Origin of the sequence: Pseudomonas sp. H1h, assembly GCF_000633255.1 — a bacterium.
In the GTDB taxonomy this organism is placed as follows: Bacteria; Pseudomonadota; Gammaproteobacteria; order Pseudomonadales; family Pseudomonadaceae; genus Aquipseudomonas.
Window position 1 is genome coordinate 107,181 of the sequence record NZ_AYMJ01000013.1, and the last position, 22,919, is coordinate 130,099.

General features: G+C 65.1%; 2 protein-coding genes. Both read left to right on the forward strand.

What is annotated here, in order from left to right; translation table 11 throughout:
* The first annotated feature begins 130 nt into the window (after window positions 1-130).
* Window positions 131-11,137, forward strand: coding sequence for a non-ribosomal peptide synthetase (locus tag U862_RS0110615; protein ID WP_025110384.1), 11,007 nt, complete (start codon window positions 131-133; stop codon window positions 11,135-11,137).
* On the forward strand, window positions 11,137-22,899 hold the full coding sequence (locus U862_RS0110620) for an amino acid adenylation domain-containing protein (RefSeq protein WP_025110385.1): 11,763 nt from the start codon (window positions 11,137-11,139) through the stop codon (window positions 22,897-22,899). Before U862_RS0110615 ends, U862_RS0110620 begins: the two co-directional genes overlap by 1 nt.
* Window positions 22,900-22,919: the final 20 nt, after the last annotated feature.

A 22,919-nucleotide genomic window follows, 5' to 3' on the forward strand; every position in this document is an offset into this window, starting at 1 on the left:
GCGAGTTCGCACGCTTCATTTTCTCCCCCGCCTGATAGTTGTTCTCATTCGCTAATTTTTCCGGTCTGCATTCGTTTTATAGGGACGACGTGCCTTTGTGCTTCCTGCCTACTGATCCGGATGCTGAGAAATGAATGCTGAAGACTCCTTGAAACTTGCTCGCCGGTTTATCGGGTTGCCCCTGGAAAAGCGCCAGATGTTCCTCGCGGCCTTGCACAAGGAGGGCGTGGATTTCGCCCGCTTTCCGATCCCGCAGGGGGTCGAGGCCGATGACCGGCAGGCGCTGTCCTACGCACAGCAGCGCATGTGGTTTCTCTGGCAGCTCGACCCGCACAGCGGCGCCTACAACCTGCCGGGCGCGGTGCGCCTGACCGGGCACTTGAACCTGACGGCACTGGAGCAGGCCTTCGCCCATCTGGTCGAGCGTCACGAAACCCTGCGCACGGTGTTCCAGCGCCAGGCCGACGACAGCCTGCTGCAAGTGCCGGCGACGGCACCACTGCTGATCGAACAGGTGGATTTCACCGGCTTGACCCCGGCCGAACGTGAGCTTGCGGTCGCCGACGCTGCCCAGCAGCAGTCACTGCTGCCGTTCGATCTGGGCGAGGGCCCGCTGCTGCGGATCAAGCTGCTCAAGCTCGACGCGCAGGAACATGTGCTGCTGTTGACCCTGCACCACATCGTTTCCGACGGTTGGTCGATGAACGTGCTGATCGACGAATTCATTCGTTGCTACGACGCGTTCGATGCTGGCCAGCCGGTGCAACTGGCGCCGCTCCCGATCCAGTACAGCGACTACGCCCTGTGGCAGCGCCGCTGGCTGGAAGCCGGCGAACAGGCGCGGCAGCTCGATTACTGGCAGGCGCAACTGGGTGCTGAGCATCCGGTACTGGAATTGCCCACCGATCACCCGCGCCCGGCGATGCCGAGCTATCGCGGCACGCGCTACGAATTCGCCATCGATGGCGCGTTGGCCGAACAACTGCGCGGCACCGCCCAGCAGCACGGCATCACCTTGTTCATGCTGTTGCTCGGCGCATTTAACGTGCTGCTGCATCGCTACACCGGGCAGGCCGATATCCGCGTCGGCGTGCCGATTGCCAACCGTAATCGTGGCGAAATCGAAGGCCTGATCGGCTTCTTCGTCAACACTCAGGTGCTGCGCACCGAGCTGGATGGCCAGACTCGCGTCGACGAGCTGCTGCGTGCGATCAAGGAAACCGCGCTCGGTGCCCAGGCCCATCAGGACCTGCCGTTCGAGCGTCTGGTCGAAGCGCTGAAACTGGAACGCAGCCTCAGCCACACGCCGCTGTTCCAGGTGATGTACAACCATCAGCCGCAAGTCGCTGACATCAGCACCGTCAGCACCGCCTCCGGGCTGGAGCTGGGCGTGATCGAATGGCAGGGCCGCACCACCCAGTTCGACCTGACCCTGGACACCTATGAGAAGGCCGGCAAGCTGCACGCCGCGCTGACCTACGCCAACGATCTGTTCGACCCGCAGACCATCGAACGCATGGCGCAACACTGGCTCAACCTGTTGCGCGGCATGGTCGAGGACAGCCGCCAGCGCATCAGTGATCTGCCGCTGCTGGAGAGTGCCGAGTATCAACGGATCGTCCACGACTGGAACCTGGCGAATACCGAATCTGCCGCAGCGTCGTGCATCCATCGGTTGATCGAGCAACAGGTCGCCAGCCAGCCGCAGGCGCTGGCAGTGACGTTCGGTGAGCAGGCATTCAGCTACGCCGACATCGACGCTCGGGCCAATCGCCTGGCGCACAAACTGATCGAGTGCGGGGTCGGTCCGGAGGTGCGGGTCGGCGTCGCCATGCAGCGTTCCGACACCCTGCTGGTGGCTTTGCTCGCCGTGCTCAAGGCCGGGGGTGCCTACGTGCCGCTGGACCCGGACTACCCGGCCGATCGCGTGGCCTACATGCTTGAAGACAGCCGCGCGCGCGTGCTGCTGACCGAGCACGCCATCGCGCAAACGCTAGCGGTGGGCGCTGACACGCAAGTGTTGCTGCTCGACGTGATCGAAGCCGAGCTGGCGACGTACCCAGGCCATGCCCCGGTCAGCGCCGTGTCGCCGGATAACCTGGCCTACGTGATCTACACCTCCGGCTCGACCGGCAAACCGAAAGGCGTGGCCATCGCACACCGCAACGTGCAGGCGCTGATCGAGTGGTCGCGCAGCGTCTACAGCCGTGATGACATTCAGGGTGTGCTGGCCTCGACTTCAGTGTGCTTCGACCTGTCGGTGTGGGAGCTGTTTGTCACCCTCGCCAACGGTGGCTCGCTGATCATCGCGCGCAACGCCCTTGAGTTGCCGCAACTGCCGGCGCGCGATCAGGTGCGCCTGATCAACACCGTGCCGTCGGCCATCAATGCCTTGCTGCGCGACGGCGCCATCGCTTCGAGCGTGCGCATCATCAACCTCGCGGGCGAGCCGTTGAAGCAGAGTCTGGTCGAGGCGTTGTATCAGCAGAGCGCGGTCGAGCAGGTGTTTGATCTGTACGGGCCTTCGGAAGACACCACGTACTCGACCTGGACGCGCCGCGAGGCGGGAGGTGCGGCGAACATCGGTCGGCCGTTGACCGGCACCGCCAGCTACCTGCTGGACGCCGATCTGCAACCGGTGCCGCAGGGTGTGGCCGCTGAACTGTATCTGGCCGGCGCCGGCATCACCCGGGGTTATCTGGGGCGTGCGGCAATGACCGCTGAAAAGTACGTGCCGAACCCGTTTTCCGCGACCGGCGAGCGGCTGTACCGCACTGGCGACCTGACCCGTTATCAGGCGGATGGCGCGCTGCAATACGTCGGGCGAATCGACCATCAGGTGAAGGTGCGCGGTTTCCGTATCGAACTCGGTGAAATCGAAGCGCGGCTGTTGCAGCAGGACACCGTGCGCGAACTGGCGGTACTGGCACAGGACGGCGCCAATGGTCAGCAACTGGTGGCGTACATCGTGCCGACCGACGCCTCGGTGCTGGCAGCAGATGCCGATGCACAGGCGAGCCTGCGCGAAACCCTGAAAGCGGCGCTGCGTCAGCACCTGCCGGATTACATGGTGCCGGCGTACCTGCTGTTCCTCGAACAGTTGCCGCTGACCCCTAACGGCAAACTCGACCGCAAGGCCTTGCCGGCGGTCGACGGACGCCAGCAGCAGCGTGAACACGTGGCACCGCGCAGCGTCATGGAGAAAGCCCTGGCGGCGATCTGGCAGGACGTACTGTCGCTGGATAACGTCGGTCTGGAAGACAACTTCTTCGAACTGGGCGGCGACTCGATCGTGTCGATGCAAGTGGTCAGCCGGGCACGGCAGGCCGGGATCGTCCTCAGCCCCAAAGAGCTGTTCCAGTACCAGACCATCCGCAGCCTGGCGCAAGTTGCGCGGCACGGTGAACAGCGCTCGATCGATCAGGGGCCTGTCGTGGGTGCGGTCGCACTGGCGCCGGTTCAGCGCTGGTTCTTCGAGCAGGACATCGCCCAGCGCCAGCACTGGAACCAGTCGCTGTTGCTGGTGCCACAACAGACGATGAACGCCGAGGCGCTGGATCGTGCGCTCAAGCAACTGGTCAATCATCACGACGGCTTGCGCCTGCGCTACACCTTGAATGCCGGCGGCTGGCAACAGGCCTATGCGGTGCCGTCCGACGAGTCGGTGCTGTGGCAACGCAACGCCGCCTCTACGCAAGACCTCAAGACGCTGTGCGACGAAGCTCAGCGCAGCCTTGATCTGAGTCGCGGGCCGTTGCTGCGCGCGCTGTTGGTGGACTTCGCCGACGGCAGTCAGCGCTTGCTGCTGGTGGCCCATCACCTGGTGATCGACGGTGTTTCGTGGCGGGTGCTGCTGGAGGATTTGCAGCAAGCCTATGCCCAGGCGTTGAACGGCACGGCCATCGCCTTCCCGGGCAAGACCAGCGCCTATCAGCACTGGGTCGCACGCCTGCAAGGCCACTTGCCGAACTTCGCGCAGAGCTTCGATTACTGGCAGACGCAACTGCGAGAAGCGGCGCAGGACGACTTGCCGTGCGAGCGGCCGCAGGGCTCACTGGAAAACCGCCACGAGCAGAAAATCGAGCTGACCTTCAGCGCCGAGCAAACCCGCAAGTTGCTGCAACAGGCTCCGGCGGCCTATCGCACTCAGGTCAACGATCTGCTGCTGACCGCGTTGGCCCGGGTGGTCTGCCGCTGGAGCGGTCACACCGCCAGCCTGATTCAACTGGAGGGCCATGGCCGCGAAGACCTGTTCGACGACATCGACCTGACCCGCACCCTCGGCTGGTTCACCAGCCTGTTCCCGGTCAATCTGGTGCCGGCGGACACCCTCGGCGCCTCGATCAAAACCATCAAGGAACAGTTGCGCGCAGTGCCGGACAAAGGCCTGAGCTACGGCGCGCTGCGTTATCTGGGCGATGAGCAGACGGCGGCGACGCTGGCCGCTCAGGCCAAGCCGCGCATCACCTTCAACTACCTCGGGCAATTCGACCGTCAGTTCGACGAGGCGGCGCTGTTCGTGCCGTCCAGCGAAGGCGGCGGGGTCGCTCAGGATCCGTCGGCGCCGCTGGCCAACTGGCTGACCGTCGAAGGTCAGGTGTACGGCGGCGAGCTGTCGATGAACTGGGGCTTCAGCAGCCAGATGTTCGACCGCGCCACCGTGCAGCGCCTGGCCGATGAGTACGCCAGCGAGTTGAACGCGCTGATCGAGCACTGCTGTGCCCTCGACGCGCCGCAGGCGACGCCGTCGGACTTCCCGCTGGCTCGCGTGACGCAGGCGCAACTGGATGCGCTGCCGCTATCGGCCGGGCAACTCGAGGATCTGTATCCGCTGTCACCGATGCAGCAAGGCATGCTCTTTCACACCCTGTACGAGCCGCAAGTCGGCGCCTACATCAGCCAGTTGCGCCTGGACATTCACGGCCTCGATCCACAGCGTTTTGCCCAGTCGTGGCAGGCGGCGCTGGAGCGTCATCAGATTCTGCGCAGCAGCTTCCACTGGCATGGCCTCGACGCGGCGCATCAGGCGATCGAGCGTGACGTGGTGTTGCCGTTGGAAGTGCTTGAACTGACCGACACCGACGCATTGGCCGATGCCGAACGCGCGCAGGGTTTCGCTCTGGAGTGCGCGCCGCTGTTGCGATTGAAGCTGGTGCGCAGCGGCACGGCTGACTGGCACCTGATCTACACCAGCCACCACATTCTGATGGACGGCTGGAGCAATGCACAGTTGCTCGCCGAAGTGATCGAGCACTACAGCGCCGGTCAGGCGTTGCCGGCCCCGCTCGGGCAATACCGCGATTATCTGGCGTGGCTGCAAGCGCAGTCGGCCAGCGCTGGCGAGCAGTTCTGGAAGACCACACTGGCACCGCTGCAAGCGCCGACGTTGCTCGCCGACGCCTTGCGTGCGCCGGTGACAGGCGAGGGCAGTGCGGAGCATCGCGTGGTCCTCGATAGCCACGCGACCCTGCGCCTTGGTGAGTTCGCCCGCCAGCAGAAAGTCACCCTCAACACGGTGCTGCAAGGCGCCTGGGGCCTGTTGCTGCAACGCTATACTGGCCACGCTTGCGTGGCGTTCGGCGCCACGGTGGCTGGGCGTTCGGCACCGTTGGTGGGGATCGAGCAACAGCTCGGCCTGTTCATCAACACCTTGCCGCTGGTGTGCGCGCCCAATCCACAACAGTCCGTCAGCCAATGGCTCGGCGACCTGCAGGGCCTGAACCTGGCCATGCGCGATTTCGAGCACGTGCCGCTGTATGACATCCAAGGCTGGGCCGGTCAGCAGGGTGGTGCGCTGTTCGACAGCCTGCTGGTGTTCGAAAACTTCCCGGTGGCCGAGGCGCTGAAACAGGGCGCACCGGCGGGGCTGTCGTTCAGCAATCTGCACAACCATGAACGCACCCACTATCCACTGACGCTGGGTGTCGAAATCGGTGCGACCCTGACCCTGGACTTCAGCTACGACAGCGCGCGTTTCAGTGCCGATCAAGTGGCGACGTTGTCGGCCAATCTGCAGCACCTGCTGAATCAGTTGGTCAGCAGTGCCGATGTCGCCCTGGGTTCGCTGGCGCTGCTCGATGCCGAGGGCCAGGCGCCGTTGCTGGCGGTCAGCCGAGCGCCCGTGGTGGCGTTGCAGGACTCGCGTCTGGCCCACGAACAGATCGCCGCCCGCGCCGCGGCCACCCCTCAGGCACTGGCATTGCTGGTCGACGGCCAGACCCTGAGCTACGGCCAGCTCAACGCGCAGGCCAATCGTCTGGCCCATCGTCTGATCGCTCATGGTGCCGGCCCCGGCACCCGCGTGGGACTGGCGTTGAACCGCGGCCCGCAGTTGATCGTCAGCCTGCTGGCGGTGCTCAAGAGCGGCGCAGCGTATGTGCCGCTGGACCCCAAATACCCGGGCGAGCGCCTGCGCTACATGATCGACGACAGCCGCCTCGACGTGCTGCTGTGCGAGTCGGGCCTGCTGGAGGATCTGTCGTTGCCGTCGGTGGTGCGTCTGGTGCTGGATGACAGCGCCGGTTTTGCCGACAACGACCCGCTCACACAGGCTGACGCGCAGGATCTGGCCTATGTGATTTACACCTCCGGCTCCACCGGTCAACCAAAAGGCGTGGCGATTGCCCAGGGCGCGCTGCGAGAGTTCTGCCAGAGTGCTGCCGAGTATTCGCGGCTGTCGTCGGCGGACCGCGTGTTGCAGTTCGCCACGTTCAGTTTCGACGGTTTCGTTGAACAGTGCTTCCCGGCGTTGTGCGTCGGCGCCGCGTTGATCATGCGCGGCGACGCGCTGTGGGATGCCGGGCAACTGGCCAGCGAAATCGTGCGCCACGGCGTCACCGTGGCCGACTTGCCGGCCGCCTACTGGTACTTGCTGGCCCGCGAGTGCGCGAGCGGCGCGATCAGCACCCTGGGCGAGTTGCGCCAGGTGCACGTCGGCGGTGAGGCGATGTCCGTCGAGGGCCTGCGCCTCTGGCATCAGGCCGGCCAGGGCCATGTGCGTTTGCTCAACACCTACGGCCCGACCGAGGCCACCGTGGTGTCCAGCGTGCAGGATTGCCGTCTGGAAGACGCCAGCGACAGCTTCGGTGTGCCGATCGGCCGCGCCATCCCCGGGCGTGCTCTGTATGTGCTGGACAGCGCCGGGCAATTGCTGCCGGCCGGCGGCATCGGCGAGTTGTGCATCGGCGCGCCGGCCTGTCTGGCGCAAAGCTATTTCGACCGTCCGGCGCTGACCGCCGAACGCTTCCTGCCGGACCCGTTTGCCATTGAGCCGGGCGCACGTCTATACCGCAGCGGCGACCTGGCGCGCTACAACGCCAACGCCGATCTGGAGTACGTCGGGCGTATCGACCACCAAGTGAAGATTCGCGGTTTGCGCATCGAAATGGGTGAGATCGAAGCCTGCCTGCAAGCACGTGCCGATGTGCGGGATGCAGCGGTCATCGCTCAGGACGGTGCGCAGCTGGTGGCCTATATCGTGGCCAGCGGCGTGCTGGCCGATGAGGCGCAGTACCGAGAAACCCTTGACGCGGCCCTGCGCCAGTCGTTGCCGGATTACATGGTGCCGAGCCATCTGGTGCTGATGACCGCGCTGCCGCTCAACAACAACGGCAAACTCGATCGCAGCGCCCTGCCACGAGTTTGCGCCGGCACCGCTCAGCGCGAGTTTGTGGCCCCGGCCCAAGGGCTGGAAACGCAGCTGGCGCAGATCTGGCAGGAGGTATTGCAGGTCGAGCGCGTGGGTCGTGAGGACAACTTCTTCGCGCTCGGCGGCCATTCGCTGCTGGTGCTGCAAGTGATCTCGCGAGTGCGCCAGCAACTGCACCTGGAGTTGCCGGTCAACAGCCTGTTCTCGGCGGCCAGCCTGGCCGAATTTACCGAGCGCGCCGCGCTGGCCAGCGGCAGCGCGCAACCGGTGTTGCAGCCTGCGGCCAGTGACCGGCCGGCGGTGCTGTCCTACGCCCAGCAGCGGCAGTGGATTGTCTGGCAGCTGGATCCGCAGAGCCCGGCGTATAACATTCCTGCCGCTTTGCGCCTCAAGGGCCGCCTGGATCAAGCAGCGTTGCGTCTGGCGTTCGAGCAATTGCAGGCACGCCACGCCAGCTTGCGCACCACCTTCGAACAGGACGGGCAGCAGGCGCAGCCACGGCTGCATGCGCAGTTGCCGCTGCAACTCGATCAGCATCAGATCGACGCGGCGTCCCTTGACGCGGCTATCGCTGCGCAAATCGCCCGGCCGTTCGACCTGCGCAACGGCCCGTTGTGGCGGATGCTGTTGCTGCAGCTCGGCGCCGAGGAACATGTGCTGGTGCTGACCGTGCACCACATCGCCGCCGATGGCTGGTCGATGCAGGTCATGGTCGATGAGTTCAGTGCGCTGTATCAGGCCGCTGTCGAAGGGCGTGCCGCCGACCTCAAGCAACTGCCGGTGAGCTACAGCGATTACGCGCTCTGGCAGCGCGACTGGCTGGAAGCGGGCGAGGGCGAGCGTCAGCTCGGTCAGTGGCGCGAGCGCCTGGCCGGCAGTCAGGCGCCGCTTGAGCTGCCAAGTGAGTTGAGCCGTCCGGCGCGCCGCAGCGAGCGTGGTGCCAGCCTGTTGCTGAACGTTGATGCGCCATTGCTGGCAGCGCTGCGTGAATGTGCACAGGCGCAGCAAGTGACCTTGTTCATGTTGTTGCTGGCGAGCCTGCAAACCGTGCTGCACCGCCAGAGCGGGCAGGCGTCGATCAACGTCGGCGTGCCGAGTGCGGGCCGTTCGCGCCTGGAAACCGAAGGCCTGATCGGCTTCTTCATCAACACCCAGGTGCTGCGTGCCGAGATCGACGGTCAGCAATCCTTCAGCAGCCTGCTGCAACAGATCAAGCAGGTGGCGTTGCAGGCGCAGGCCAATCAGGACCTGCCGTTCGAGCAACTGGTCGATGCGTTGCAGCCGGATCGCAGCCTCAATCACAGCCCGTTGTTCCAGGTGCTGTTCAACCATCAGCAGCAACTGGGCGCCAGTGTCGAGCGCACGGTGGCCGATTTGCAGGTCGAGCGTCTGCACTGGCAGCAAACCACCACGCAGTTCGACCTGGTCCTCGACACGCAGGAGCAGGGCGACACGCTGGACGCGAGCCTGACCTACGCCACCGACGTGTATGACCCGGCCTCGATGCAGCGCTTCGCCGAGCAATGGCTGAACCTGCTGCGCGCGGTGGCGGCTGATCCGCAGCAGCGAGTGGCCGAGTTGCCATTGCTGCCGAGCGCCGAGCGTCAGGCGTTGATCGCCGAGTGGAACCCGCGGTTCGAGGTGCAACCGCCGTCGCCGACCCTGCACCAGTTGTTCGAAGCACAGGTCGCGCTGCGTCCTCAGGCGATTGCGCTGGTCTACGAGGGCGAACGCCTGAGTTATGCCGCACTGAATGCCCAGGCCAACCGCCTGGCGCGCAAGCTGCGCGAGCAGGGTGTCGGTGCGGAAGTGCGGGTCGGTATCGCCACCGAGCGTGCGTTGCCGCTGGTGGTTGGTGTGCTGGCGATTCTCAAGGCCGGTGGTGCCTACGTGCCGCTCGATCCGCAATACCCGGCAGAGCGCCTGAGCTACATGATCGAAGACAGCGGCATCACCTTGCTGCTGACTCAGCAACACCTGCGCGACGGCTTGCCGGCGCGCGATACGGTGCAGGTGCTGTGCCTCGACGCGCTGGCGCTGGACGCCTACAGCGCGGACGATCTGCCGAGCCTGAGCAGCCCGGACAATCTCGCCTATGTGATCTACACCTCGGGCTCCACCGGTCGGCCAAAAGGGGCGTTGCTCAGCCACGCCAACGTCGGGCGCCTGTTGAGCGCGACCGCCGGTGAATTCAACTTCGGCGCGGACGATGTCTGGACCCTGTTCCATTCCTACGCGTTCGATTTCTCGGTGTGGGAACTGTTCGGTGCGCTGTGCACCGGCGGGCGTCTGGTGATCGTGCCGTATTACATCAGCCGCGAGCCGCAGGAGTTCCATCGCCTGCTGTGCGACGAAGGTGTGACGGTGTTGAACCAGACCCCGACCGCGTTCCGCCAACTGTTGCCGATTGCCTGCGCCAGTCCGCGCCACCTTGCCCTGCGCCAGGTGATTTTTGGTGGTGAAGCGCTGGAAGTGGCGAGCCTGCGGCCATGGTTCGAGCGCTTCGGCGATCAACAACCGACCCTGGTGAACATGTACGGCATCACCGAAACCACGGTGCACGTCACCTACCGTGCGATCCGCCTGGCGGACCTCGACGGCAAGGCGCAGAGCCCGATCGGCCTGCCGATTCGCGACCTGCGCTGGTACTTGCTCGACAGCCAGTTGCAACCGGTGCCGGTGGGCGTGGCGGGCGAGTTGTACATCGGCGGTGCAGGCCTGGCGCGCGGTTACCACGGACGCTTCGACCTGACCGCCGAGCGTTTTGTGCCGAGCCCGTTCGATGCCGCGCAGCGCCTGTATCGCAGCGGCGATCTGGCGCGCCAGCGGCACGACGGCAGCATCGACTACCTGGGGCGCATCGACCAGCAAGTGAAGATCCGTGGCTTTCGCATCGAACTGGGAGAGATCGAGGCCGCGCTGCTCGCGCAACCCGGCGTGCGCCACGCGGTACTGAGCGTGCACAGCGACGAGGGCGGCCCGCAACTGTGCGCCTACGTGGTGGCCGAGCAACCCCCGGCCGACCTGATCGCCTGGCGTGACGACCTGCGCGCGGCGCTCAAGGTCGATCTGCCGGACTACATGGTGCCGAGCCACTGGTTGCTGCTCGATGCCTTGCCGCTGACCAGCAACGGCAAGCTCGACCGCAAGGCCCTGCCGTTGCCCGATGCCCAGGCCCTGCAGCGTCCTTATGAAGCTCCCGAAGGCGACCTCGAACGGCAATTGGCGGCGATCTGGGCCGACGTGCTGGGCGTGGCGCAAGTCGGGCGACGCGACAACTTCTTTGAATTGGGCGGGCACTCGCTGCTCGCCGCCCAGGCCAGCGCCCGTGTGGAGCTGGAACTGGGCATCGAGCTGGCGCTGCGTGCGCTGTTCGAATCCAGCGACCTTCAGGCTTATGCCGCCATGGCCGGGCAACTCGCCCCGACTGACAACGATGCACGTCTGGATGCGCTTGAGTCGCTTCTCGACGAGATGGAGATCAACTGATGGAACACACTACCGCCTGGCGCATCGCTACCCGTTTTGCCGCGTTGCCGGCAGACAAGCGCCGCGAATTTCTGCAACGCATGCAAGAGCAGGGCGTGAGCTTCGGCCAACTGCCGATCCCGCCGGCCGCCGAGCCACAAACGACGTTCGAACTGTCGTACGCGCAGCAACGCCAGTGGTTTCTCTGGCAGCTTGACCCGCAGAGCGCCGCCTACAACATTCCTGCTGTCCTGCGTCTGCAAGGGCCGCTGAACGTCGCTGCGCTGCAACACAGTTTCGACGTGCTGCTGGAGCGTCACCAGAGCCTGCGCAGCCGCTTCGTCGAAGACGACGGTCAGGTCAGGCAAACCCTGGCGGCGGTGACCTCGCTGCCGATCGAACGGCATGACCTGCGCGCGCAGCCAGCGGCCGAGCGTCTGGCCTGCGCCCTGCATCAGGTGCAAGCGGACATTGCCCGGCCTTTCGATTTGCAGCACGGTCCGCTGTTGCGCGTCAGCCTGTTGCAACTGGATACCGAAGACCACGTGCTGGTATTGACCCTGCACCACATCGTCACCGACGGCTGGTCGATGGGCGTGCTGATCGAAGAATTCTCGCGCCTGTATGCCGGCCATTCGCAGGGCCAGGACGCGCAGCTTGAGGCGTTGCCGATCGAGTATTCGGACTACGCCGCCTGGCAACGCCGCTGGATGGAGGCCGGCGAGCTGGAGCGCCAGTTGAACTGGTGGCGCGAGACCCTGGGCACCGAGCAGCCGCTGCTGGAACTGCCTACCGACCGTCCGCGTCCGGCCCAGCCAAGCCAGCGCGGTGCACGCCTGGAATTCGCCCTGGAGGCCGATCTGGCTGCCGGTCTGATGTCCTTGGCGAAACAGGCCGGTGTCACCCCGTTCATGTTGCTGCTGGCCAGTTTCCAGGCTTTGCTCTATCGCTACAGCGGGCAGTCGGACCTGCGCATCGGTGTGCCGATCGGTAACCGCAACCGCGCCGAAACCCGTGGCCTGATCGGCTTCTTCGTCAACACCCAGGTGATGCGTGTCGAGGTCGATGGGCGTCAGACCTTCAGCCAGTTGCTCGAGCAGACCCGCACCGCCTCGCTGGACGCGCAGGACTATCAGGACTTGCCGTTCGAGCGTCTGGTGCAGGCGCTGCAAGGCGATCGCAGCCTCAGCCACAGCCCGCTGTTCCAGGTGATGTTCAACCATCAACAGACCAAAGCGAGCGCCGTCGGTGGCTTGCTCGCCGGGCTGCGGGTCGAGGCGCTGAACGCCACGACGCCGACCACCCAGTTCGATCTGCAACTCGATACTCAGGAAGTCGGCGACCAGTTGTTCGCCAGCCTGACCTACGCCACCGATCTGTTCGACGCCGAGCGCATCGAACACCTGGCCCGGCATTGGCGCAATCTGCTGGCCGGGGCGCTGGCGAACCCGCAATGCCCGCTGGCCGAGCTGCCGCTGCTGGACGCGGAGGAGCGTCTGCACATTCTCGATGAACTCAATGACACCGCGCAGACGTACCCTGGCGAGGTCTGTGTGCAGCGCCACTTCGAAGCGCATGCAGCACGGCAACCTGACGCGACGGCGCTGGTGTTCCAGGGCCAGAGCCTCGGTTATGCCGAGCTGAACCGGCGCGCCAACCGTCTGGCCCATCACCTGCGTGCGCAAGGCGTCGGTGCGGAAGTGATCGTCGGGATCGCCTGCGAGCGCTCGCTGGAAATGGTCGTCGGCTTGCTGGCGATTCTCAAAGCCGGCGGCGCCTATGTGCCGCTGGACCCGGAATACCCGCTCGATCGCCTGAGCTACATGATCGAAGACAGCGGCATTTCCTTGCTGCTGACCCAGGAGCATCTGCTGGCGCAACTGCCGACGCCGGACTCGGTGCGCACCCTGTGCCTGCAAGCGGATGCCGACTGGCTGAACGAACTGCCAGACAGCGACTTGCCCAATCTGGCGCTGGCGGAAAACCTCGCCTATGTGATTTACACCTCCGGTTCCACCGGCAAGCCCAAGGGCGCCGGCAACCGTCATGTGGCGCTGCACAACCGTCTGGAATGGATGCAGCAGGCCTACAACCTGCAACCGAGCGACCGGGTGCTGCAGAAGACCCCGTTCAGTTTCGACGTGTCGGTCTGGGAGTTTTTCTGGCCGTTGATGAAGGGCGCGACACTGGTCATCGCCGCGCCTGGCGAGCATCGCGATCCGCAGCGTCTTGCTGCGCTGATCGTCGAACAGTCGATCACCACGCTGCACTTCGTGCCGTCGATGCTCTCGGCGTTCATCAGCGCCGACGAGTCGCTGGCCTGCACTTCGCTGACGCGGATCATCTGCAGCGGCGAAGCGTTGCCGATGGAGTTGCAGCGCCAGACCCTGCGCAGCCTGCCGCAAGCCAATCTGTACAACCTCTATGGCCCGACCGAAGCGGCCATCGACGTGACCCACTGGACCTGCGTGGAAGAGGGTCGTGACAGCGTGCCGATCGGTCTTCCGATTGCCAACCTGCGCACCTTGATTCTCGACAGCGAATTGCAGCCATTACCGCTGGGCGCCGTGGGTGAGTTGTACCTGGGCGGTATCGGCCTGGCTCGCGGTTACCATCGACGCGGCGCGTTGACCGCCGAACGTTTTGTCGTCGACCCGTTCGGCAGCGGCGAGCGTCTGTACCGCACCGGTGACCTGGCGCGTTACCGCGGCGACGGGGCCATCGAGTACTGCGGCCGGATCGACCATCAGGTGAAGATTCGCGGGCTGCGTATCGAACTCGGCGAGATCGAAGCGCGCCTGCAAGAACACCCCGAAGTTCAGGACGCGGTGGTGCTGGCGCTGGACGGGCCGAGCGGCAAGCAGTTGGTGGCGTACGTGGTGCCGCAGGATCGGGCGCTGCCCAATGCCGATCTCACGCGGCAGAATGCCTGGCGCGAAACCCTGAAAACGCATTTGCTGGCGAGCCTGCCGGACTACATGGTGCCGGCGCAGACCGTGCTGATCGAGCAGATGCCGCTCAGCCCCAATGGCAAACTCGAACGCAAGCGTCTGCCGGCGCCCACGCTGCAAGTCAGTCAGCGTGCGTTCGAGGCACCGCAAACCACGCACGAACAAGCGCTGGCGCAGATCTGGCAGGACGTGCTCGGCGTCGAGCAGGTCGGGCGTCAGGACAACTTCTTTGAGCTGGGCGGCGACTCGATCATCTCGATTCAGGTGGTCAGCCGCGCCCGCCGCGCCGGCCTGAGCCTGCAACCGCGTGATCTGTTCCAGCAGCAGACGCTGCAGGCGCTGGCCGCCGTGGTCAAGGTCCAGGCCGCACCGCTGGCTCCACAGGGGCCGGTGGAGGGCGGGCAGGTGCTGACGCCGATTCAGCGCTGGTTTTTCGACGAGCCGATCCCGCAACGCCAGCACTGGAATCAGGCGGTGCTGCTGGCACCGCGTCAGCCGCTGGAACTGCCGCGCCTGCAAACGGCGTTGCAACGTCTGCTCAAACAACACGACGCCTTGCGCCTGCGCTTCAGCCAGGTCGACGGTCAGTGGTCGGCGCGCTACGTGGGTGCCGACAGTGCCGACGTCATCGACATGCTCTGGACTGCCCGGGTCGCCAGCGATGCGTCGCTGGAATCGGTGTGCGAAGAAGCCCAGCGCAGCCTGAGCCTGCAGGACGGCCCGTTGCTGCGCATCGCCTTGATCGCGCAGGCTGACGGCAGCCAGAGACTGTTGCTGGTGATCCACCATTTGGCGGTGGACGGGGTCTCCTGGCGGGTGTTGCTGGAAGACTTGCAGGCGGCTTATCAGGACAAGGAACTGCCGGCCAAGACCAGCGCATTCCAGACCTGGGCGCTGAAGCTGCAAGACTATGCGCGCAGTGAGGCGGCGCTCGCTGAACTGGCGTGGTGGCAGGCGCAACTGGGCCAGGCCAGCGACCGCTTGCCGGCGGCCAATGCTCAGGCCAGTCAGGCCGGGCATTTGCGTCAGGGCGTGAGCATTGCGCTGGACCGCGAGCAGACCCGTCGTTTGCTGCAGCAGGCACCGGCCGCCTATCGCACCCAGGTCAATGACCTGCTGCTGACCGCGCTGGCCCGTACCCTGAGTCGCTGGAGCGGGAACGCGTCGGCGCTGATCCAGCTCGAAGGGCATGGTCGCGAAGACCTGTTCGACGACATCGACCTGACCCGCACGGTCGGCTGGTTCTCCAGCCTGTTCCCGGTGTGCCTGACACCGACGGCGGACATCGCCGGTTCGATCAAGGCGATCAAACAGCAGTTGCGCGAGATCCCCGGCAAAGGCCTGGGTTACGGGTTGCTGCGCTACATGGGCGATACCGCGGCCCAGGCGGCGCTGAGCGAATTGCCGCAGGCGCGGGTGACGTTCAACTACCTGGGGCAGTTCGACCAGAGTTTTGCCGAGGACGCGCTGTTCAGCCCCGCCAGCGAAGCCAGCGGCGCTGCGCAAGCGGCCGATGCACCGTTGCCCAACTGGTTGTCGGTGGACGGTCAGGTGTATGGCGGTGAACTGAAGCTGGACTGGACCTTCAGCCGCGAATGCTTTGACCACGTTGAAATCGAACAACTGGCGGCAGACTATCGCCAAGAGTTGCTGGCGCTGATCGAGCACTGCCTGAGCGATGAGGCCGGTGGCGTGACTCCGGCGGATTTCCCGCTCGCACGTTTGAATCAGGCGCAACTCGATGGCTTGCCGGTGACGGCGACGCAGATCGAGGACCTGTACCCGCTGTCGCCGATGCAGGCCGGCCTGCTGTTTCACAGCCTGTTCGAGTCGGCGTCCGGGGCCTATGTCAATCAACTCAATGTCGAGGCCAAGGGGCTGGACGCCGAGCGACTGGGGCAGGCCTGGCAGGCGGTGATCGATGCGCATCCGATTCTGCGCAGCAGTTTCCACTTCCCGCAGGGTTTCGAGGCGCCGGTGCAACTGGTGCATCGTCAGTTGCAACTGCCGTTCCGTTGCCTGGACTGGCGTGGCCGTGCCGATCAGGCCGAGGCGCTGGCGCAACTGATCGACAGCGAGCGTCTGCAACTTGACCCGGCTCAGGCGCCGCTGATGCGTTTGAGCCTGGTGCGGCTGGACGATCAGCGTCAGCAATTGATCTACACCCACCACCATTTGCTGCTCGATGGCTGGAGCAACTCGCTGCTGCTCAGTGAAGTGCTGCAGCGTTATGCCGGGGAAGCGGTGCAGGCCCCGAGCGGGCGGTTTGCCGATTACATCGGCTGGCTGCAACGCCAGGATGCACAGGCTGACGAGCGCTTCTGGCTGGAGCAACTGGCGCCGTTGGACAACCCGACCCTGTTGGCCCAGAGCCTGGCGCATGGCGATCTGAAACAGTCGGACAGCCAGGCCTTTGCCGACCATCTGCAGCGCTTCGACGTGGCCGCGACCCAGCGCCTGAGCGAGTTCGCCCGTCAGCAGAAAGTCACCCTCAACACCTTGCTGCAAGGCGCCTGGGCGCTGCTGCTGCAACGCTACAGCGGCCAGCGTTGCGTGGCGTTCGGTGCGACCGTTGCCGGGCGCCCGGTGGACCTGCCGGGAGCGGAGAGCCAGTTGGGCCTGTTCATCAACACCTTGCCGGTGATCAGTTGCCCGGACGCGGTGGAAACCGTCAGCCAGTGGCTGAGCCGTTTGCAGGCGCAGAACCTGGAGCTGCGTGAGCACGAGTTCACCGCGCTGGGCGATATTCAGCGCTGGGCCGGACGTGCCGGTGAGCCATTGTTCGACAGCCTGCTGGTGTTCGAAAACTTCCCGGTGGCCGAGGCCTTGCAACAGGGCGCGCCGGCCGGCCTGAGCTTCTCGATCCCGCAGAACCATGAACGCACCAACTTCCCGCTGACCCTGGCGGCCACCGCAGAAAACACCCTGAGCCTGAACTGGAGTTACCAGTGCGGCCACTTCAGCGCCGAGGCCATTGCCCGCATGAGCGCGCATCTGGCGGCGTTGCTCAATGCAATGGTCGATGCACCCGAGGGCGCCTTGAGCGAACTGGATTTGCTGACCGCCAGCGAGCGCGTGCAGCAATTGCATACCTGGAACCCGGCCTTTGCCGCGAACGAAAATCCGCTGTGCGTGCATCAACTGATCGAAGCCCAGGCCGAGATCCGGCCGCAGGCCACGGCGCTGATTTTTGGCGAAGTGGAGCTGACCTTCGCCGAGCTCAACCGCCGCGCCAATCGCCTGGCCCATCGCCTGCGCAACCTCGGTGTCGGCCCGGAGGTGCGGGTCGGCCTGGCGATGCAGCGGTCGCCGGAAATGATCGTCGGCCTGCTGGCGATCCTCAAGGCCGGTGGTGCCTACGTGCCGCTCGACCCGGCGTACCCCGCCGAGCGCCTGCAATACCTGATGCAGGACAGCGGCATTGTGCTGATGCTCAGCCAATCGTGGCTGCGGGAAACACTGGCGCTGCCGGACGATCTGCCGGTACTGGACATCGACCGCGAGCCGCTGGAGATGATGGCCGACAGCAACCCGGTCAACCTGACCTGCGGGGAAAACCTTGCATACCTGATCTACACCTCGGGTTCCACCGGGCGGCCGAAAGGCGTCAGCGTGGCCCACGGCCCGCTGGCGATGCACTGCCTGGCGATCGGCGAGTTGTACGGCATGACCCCCGAGGATCGCGAGTTGCAGTTTGCCTCGATCAGTTTCGACGGCGCCCACGAACGCTGGTTGACGCCGTTGGTGTTCGGTTCGGCGGTGATGCCGCGTGACGATGAGTTGTGGAGCGTTGAGCGCACCTGCGCGGAAATCCAGCAGCACGGCATCACCATCGCCTGCTTCACCCCAAGCTATCTGCTGCAGATCGCCGATTTCATGGGCGAAGCGGGGCGAGAGCTGCCGATCCGTTCCTACACGCCGTGCGCCGAGGGCATGCCCAAGCATGCGTTCGACGAAGTTCAGCAGGTGCTGCAACCAAAGCGCCTGATCAATGGTTACGGCCCGACCGAAACCGTGATCACGCCGCTGATCTGGCTGGCCTACCCGGACACCGAATTCGATTCGGCCTTCATGCCGATCGGCCGGCCGGTGGGTAACCGCAGCGCCTACATTCTTGACGGCGGCTTGCAGCCATTGCCGGTGGGTGTGGCCGGTGAGCTGTACCTGGGCGGCGAGGGCGTGGCCCGGGGTTATCACCAGCGTCCGGACCTGACCGCCGAGCGTTTCGTGCCGGATCCGTTCGTGCCGGGTGCGCGCCTGTATCGCAGTGGTGACCTGGCGCGCTTTCGTGCCGACGGCGTGGTGGAATACCTGGGCCGTATCGACCAGCAAGTGAAAATTCGCGGTTTCCGCATCGAACTGGGTGAAATCGAAGCCTGCCTGCTTGAGCACGAAGGCGTGCGCGAAGCTCTGGTGATCGATCGTGACGGACCGGTGAGCCGCCAGTTGGTCGGCTACATCGTGCCGCGCGATCCACTGGCCAACGAGCAGGATCTGCAGGCCGCGTTGACCGCGCACCTGCGCAGCCGTCTGCCGGCGCACATGTTGCCGGCGCACCTGATGTGCCTGGCGGCATTGCCGCTGACCCCCAATGGCAAGCTCGACCGCAAGGGCTTGCCGGCACCGGACGTCGCGCGCCAGAGTCAGGACCAGGTGCCGGCCGCGACACCGGCCGAAGCGCTGCTGGTGGAGATCTGGCAGGAGCTGCTGGGCCTGGACGCGCTGGGCGTTACCGAAAACTTCTTCGAGCTGGGCGGTGACTCGATCATCTCTCTGCAAGCGGTCAGCCGCGCCGGGCAACGCGGGTTGGTGTTCAGTCCGAAGCAGTTGTTCGAACAGCAGACCATCCGTGCATTGGCAGCCGTGGCGGTCACTCGTGAAGCGACCTTGAGCGAGGCGCCGACCGTCGCGCCGTTCGCACTGGTGCCGCACATCGACGTCGCCGCTCGCGAAGGGTTGCAGGACCTGTATCCGCTGTCGCCGATGCAGCAGGGCATGTTGTTCCATTGCCTGGATTCACCGGAACTGAACCCCTACGTCAACCAGTTGAGCGTGGCGGTGGACGGCTTGCAGGTGCCGCGTTTCCGTGCAGCCTGGCAAACCTTGATCAAGCGCCATGAGGTGCTGCGTGCGGCGTTCCGCTGGCGCGACGGCCTGGCCGATCCGCTGCAGGCGGTGTTCGCCGATGTCGAGCTGCCAATCGAAGAACTCGACTGGCGCGAGCGCAGCGACACCGAACAGGCGCTGAGCGAACTGGCCGCTGCCGAGCAGGCCAAGGGTTTCGACCTGAGCTGCCCGCCGCTGATGCGTTTTGTGCTGGTGCGTCTGGACGCTGAGCGTTATCAGATGATCTGGGTCTACCATCACCTGTTGCTCGACGGCTGGAGTGCGTCGCGCCTGCTCGGCGAGATGCTGCGCCTGTATCACCACGCCAGCCTGCCGGCACTCAATGGCCGTTACGCCGATTACATCGGCTGGCTGCAACGTCAGGACAGCGCGCAGGCCGAAGGCTTCTGGCGCGAGCGTCTGGCGCTGCTGGAAGCGCCGACGATTCTGGCCAAGGCCAGCGGTGCGACCGGTTCCGGGCACGGCGTGATGTACACCGATCTTGACGCCGAAGCGACACGCAAACTGCACGGTTTTGCCAAGCGTCAGCGCGTGACCCTCAACACCTTGGTGCAGGCCGCCTGGCTGCTGCTGTTGCAACGTCACAGCGGCCAGCGCAGCGTGGCGTTCGGCGCCACGGTGGCGGGGCGCCCGACTGGCCTGCCGGGTGCGCAGGAAATGCTCGGCCTGTTCATCAACACCTTGCCGGTGATCCAGACCCTCGACCCGCAACAGCCGTTGGGCGAGTGGTTGCGTGAATTGCAGGACTACAACCTGACCGTACGTGACTATGAACATACGCCGTTGTCGGACATTCAGCGCTGGGCCGGACTCGGTGGCCAGGGCCTGTTCGACAGCATCATCGTGTTCGAAAACCATCCGGTTGATCGTGCCTTGCGCGGTGGCGAGGAGGGCGAGTTGCGCTTTGCCGAAGTCGGCAGCGCCGGCGTCACCAACGTGCCGATGGACTTGATGGTCAGCGCCAACGAAGACGGCCTGGAGGTCGAATACCTGTACCTGCGCGATCGCTTCAGTGACGCCGAGGTCGAGCAGATCCGCGCGCAACTGGAAGGTTTGCTGCGCACTCTGCCTGAAGATGAGCACTGCCTGATCGGCAATCTCGGTCTGCCGGGCGCGCGTCTGGGCCTGCCACAAGCATCGGCCGACGACAGCGATCTGTTGCATAGCTTCAATGAGCACGTGCGCAACCAGCCGCAGAAAACCGCGCTGTTCTGTGAGGATCGTGAAGTCAGCTACGCCGAGCTAGAAGCACGGGCCAATGGCCTGGCCGCGCAATTGATCGAGCGTGGCATCGGTGCGGAAAGTCTGGTGGCGGTGGCATTGCCGCGCTCGGAACGCACGATCATTGCGTTCCTCGCGGTGCTCAAGGCTGGCGCGGCGTACTTGCCGCTGGACCTGGCGTATCCGCCGGAGCGTCTGGCCTACATGCTTGACGATTCGGCGGCCAGCCTGTTGCTCTGCGACAGCGATCTGGGTGAGCGCCTGACCCTGGCCGACAACGTGCCGCGCCTGTTGCTCGATCAAATGCCGCACGACAACAATGCGCAATGCCCGTTGTCCCAGCCGCTGGCAGGGCACCTCGCGTACCTGATCTACACCTCCGGTTCCACCGGCCAGCCCAAAGGCGTGGCGGTGGCGCGCGGACCGATTGCCCGGCATTGCCGCGGCATCATCGACCTGTACGAACTGGTGCCGGACAGCCGTGAATTGCACTTCATGTCATTTGCCTTCGACGGTGCTCAGGAGCGTTGGCTGAGCGTGTTGCTGGCCGGTGGCAGTCTGGTGGTTCGCGAGGACAATCTGTGGACGCCGGAGCAGACCCTGCAAGTGCTGGAACGTCATCAGGTCACCGTCGCCTGCTTCCCGCCGGCCTACCTGCAACAGATGGCCGAAGTGGCTGAGCGTCTGGGCAATCCGCCAGCGGTGCAGGTGTATTGCTTTGGCGGTGATGCGGTGCCGGAAGCCAGTTTCGAACAGGTCAAGCGTGCCCTGCGGCCACAGCGTCTGGTCAACGGCTATGGCCCGACCGAAACCGTGGTCACGCCGCTGCTGTGGCGAGCCGAAGCCAGCGAACGCTGCGAGGCGGCCTATGCGCCGATTGGCCGTGGCGTGGCCGGGCGTGGTTTGTACGTGCTCGACGCCGACCTCAATCCGTTGCCGGCCGGGGTCAGTGGCGAGTTGTATCTGGGCGGCGAATGTCTGGCGCGCGGTTACCACCAGCGTCCGGGCATGAGCGCCGAACGCTTCATTCCCGATCCGTTCGAGGCGGGCGGCCGCATGTACCGCACCGGCGACCTGGTGCGCCAGCGTGAATGCGGCTTGATCGACTACCTCGGTCGTCTCGACCAGCAGGTGAAGATTCGCGGTTTCCGCATCGAACTCGGCGAAATCGAAGCACGCCTGCGTGAATGCGCCGGGGTGCTGGATGCCGCCGTGGTGGTGCACGACACGCCGACCGGCAAGCAGTTGGTGGGCTATGTGGTCGCGGCAGGTGTGACCGGTCTGGATCGGCGCATCAAGGCTGAGCTGCAGGCGCAGTTGCCCGACTACATGGTGCCGGCGCGGATCATGGTGCTGGAGCGCTTCCCGCTGTCGGCCAACGGCAAGATCGACCGTCGGGCGTTGCCACAACCGGAGTGGGCGCTGGGTGGCTATCGCGCCCCGCGCAATGCGCTGGAGCAAGCACTGGCAACGATCTGGCAGGAAGTGCTCGGGGTGCCGCAAATCGGCATCGACGATAACTTCTTCGAACTCGGTGGCGACTCGTTGCAGGTGCTCAAGGTCATTTCGCGGGTGCGCAGTCAACCGCAACTGGGTTTCGAACTGAAGCTGCGCGATCTGATGCAGAAGCCGTGCATCGCCGAACTCAGCGGCTATCAGGCGCAGGAGACGGCCACCGCGCCGGATCCGCTGCTGGCGCTCAATAGTCGCCTCAGCCATGTGCCGGCGCTGTTCTGCCTGCACGCCGGTTTCGGCACGGTGTTCGATTACGAGCCGCTGGCCCGGCGTCTGGAAGGTCGGCGCACAGTCTACGGCCTGCAATGCCGGATGCTGCTCGACCCGCAATGGCAGGATGAATCGTTGCTGGCGATGGCCCAGGCCTACGCCCAGCGCATTCGTGCGCAGCAACCGGAAGGCCCGTATTACCTGTTGGGCTGGTCGCTGGGCGGGGCGTTGGTGCAACTGGTGGCCCACGAGCTGGAAAGCCAGGGCGAAACCGTCGCGTTTGCCGGTCTGGTCGACAGCTACGTGGCCGGCACCGCCGAGGCGGGAGACTGGCGTGAAGACCTCGCGGACTTCCTGAAGTTTGTGCTCGGCCTGTCGCTCGAAGAGGCTCAGGTGCTGATGGCTGAAAAAGCCGCTGGCCTCAACGAACAAGCCGCCGCCGCTGCAGTCATCGAGGCCGCCATGCACGGTTCCAGCGGCGATGCCGCGTTGGGCGCCGATGAGTTCACGCGGATCTTCGTCACCGGTGCTGCGCTCAAGCAACTGGCGCTGGCCCAGCGGCAATTGCCGATGGCTCAGGTGGCGGCGCATCGCTGGTGGGTGGCTGAACGCGACGATGAACGCGAGGTGTTTGCCGCCCAGGTCGGGCGCCACGGCGTCGACCGTTTACTGGCCGGCGGGCACTACGAACTGATGCGCGGCGACGAGTTGCTCGATCAGTTGCAAGCGTTGCTCGAACGGCGCACCACTGTCGCTTGATAACTGCCGTGCAGCCAAGG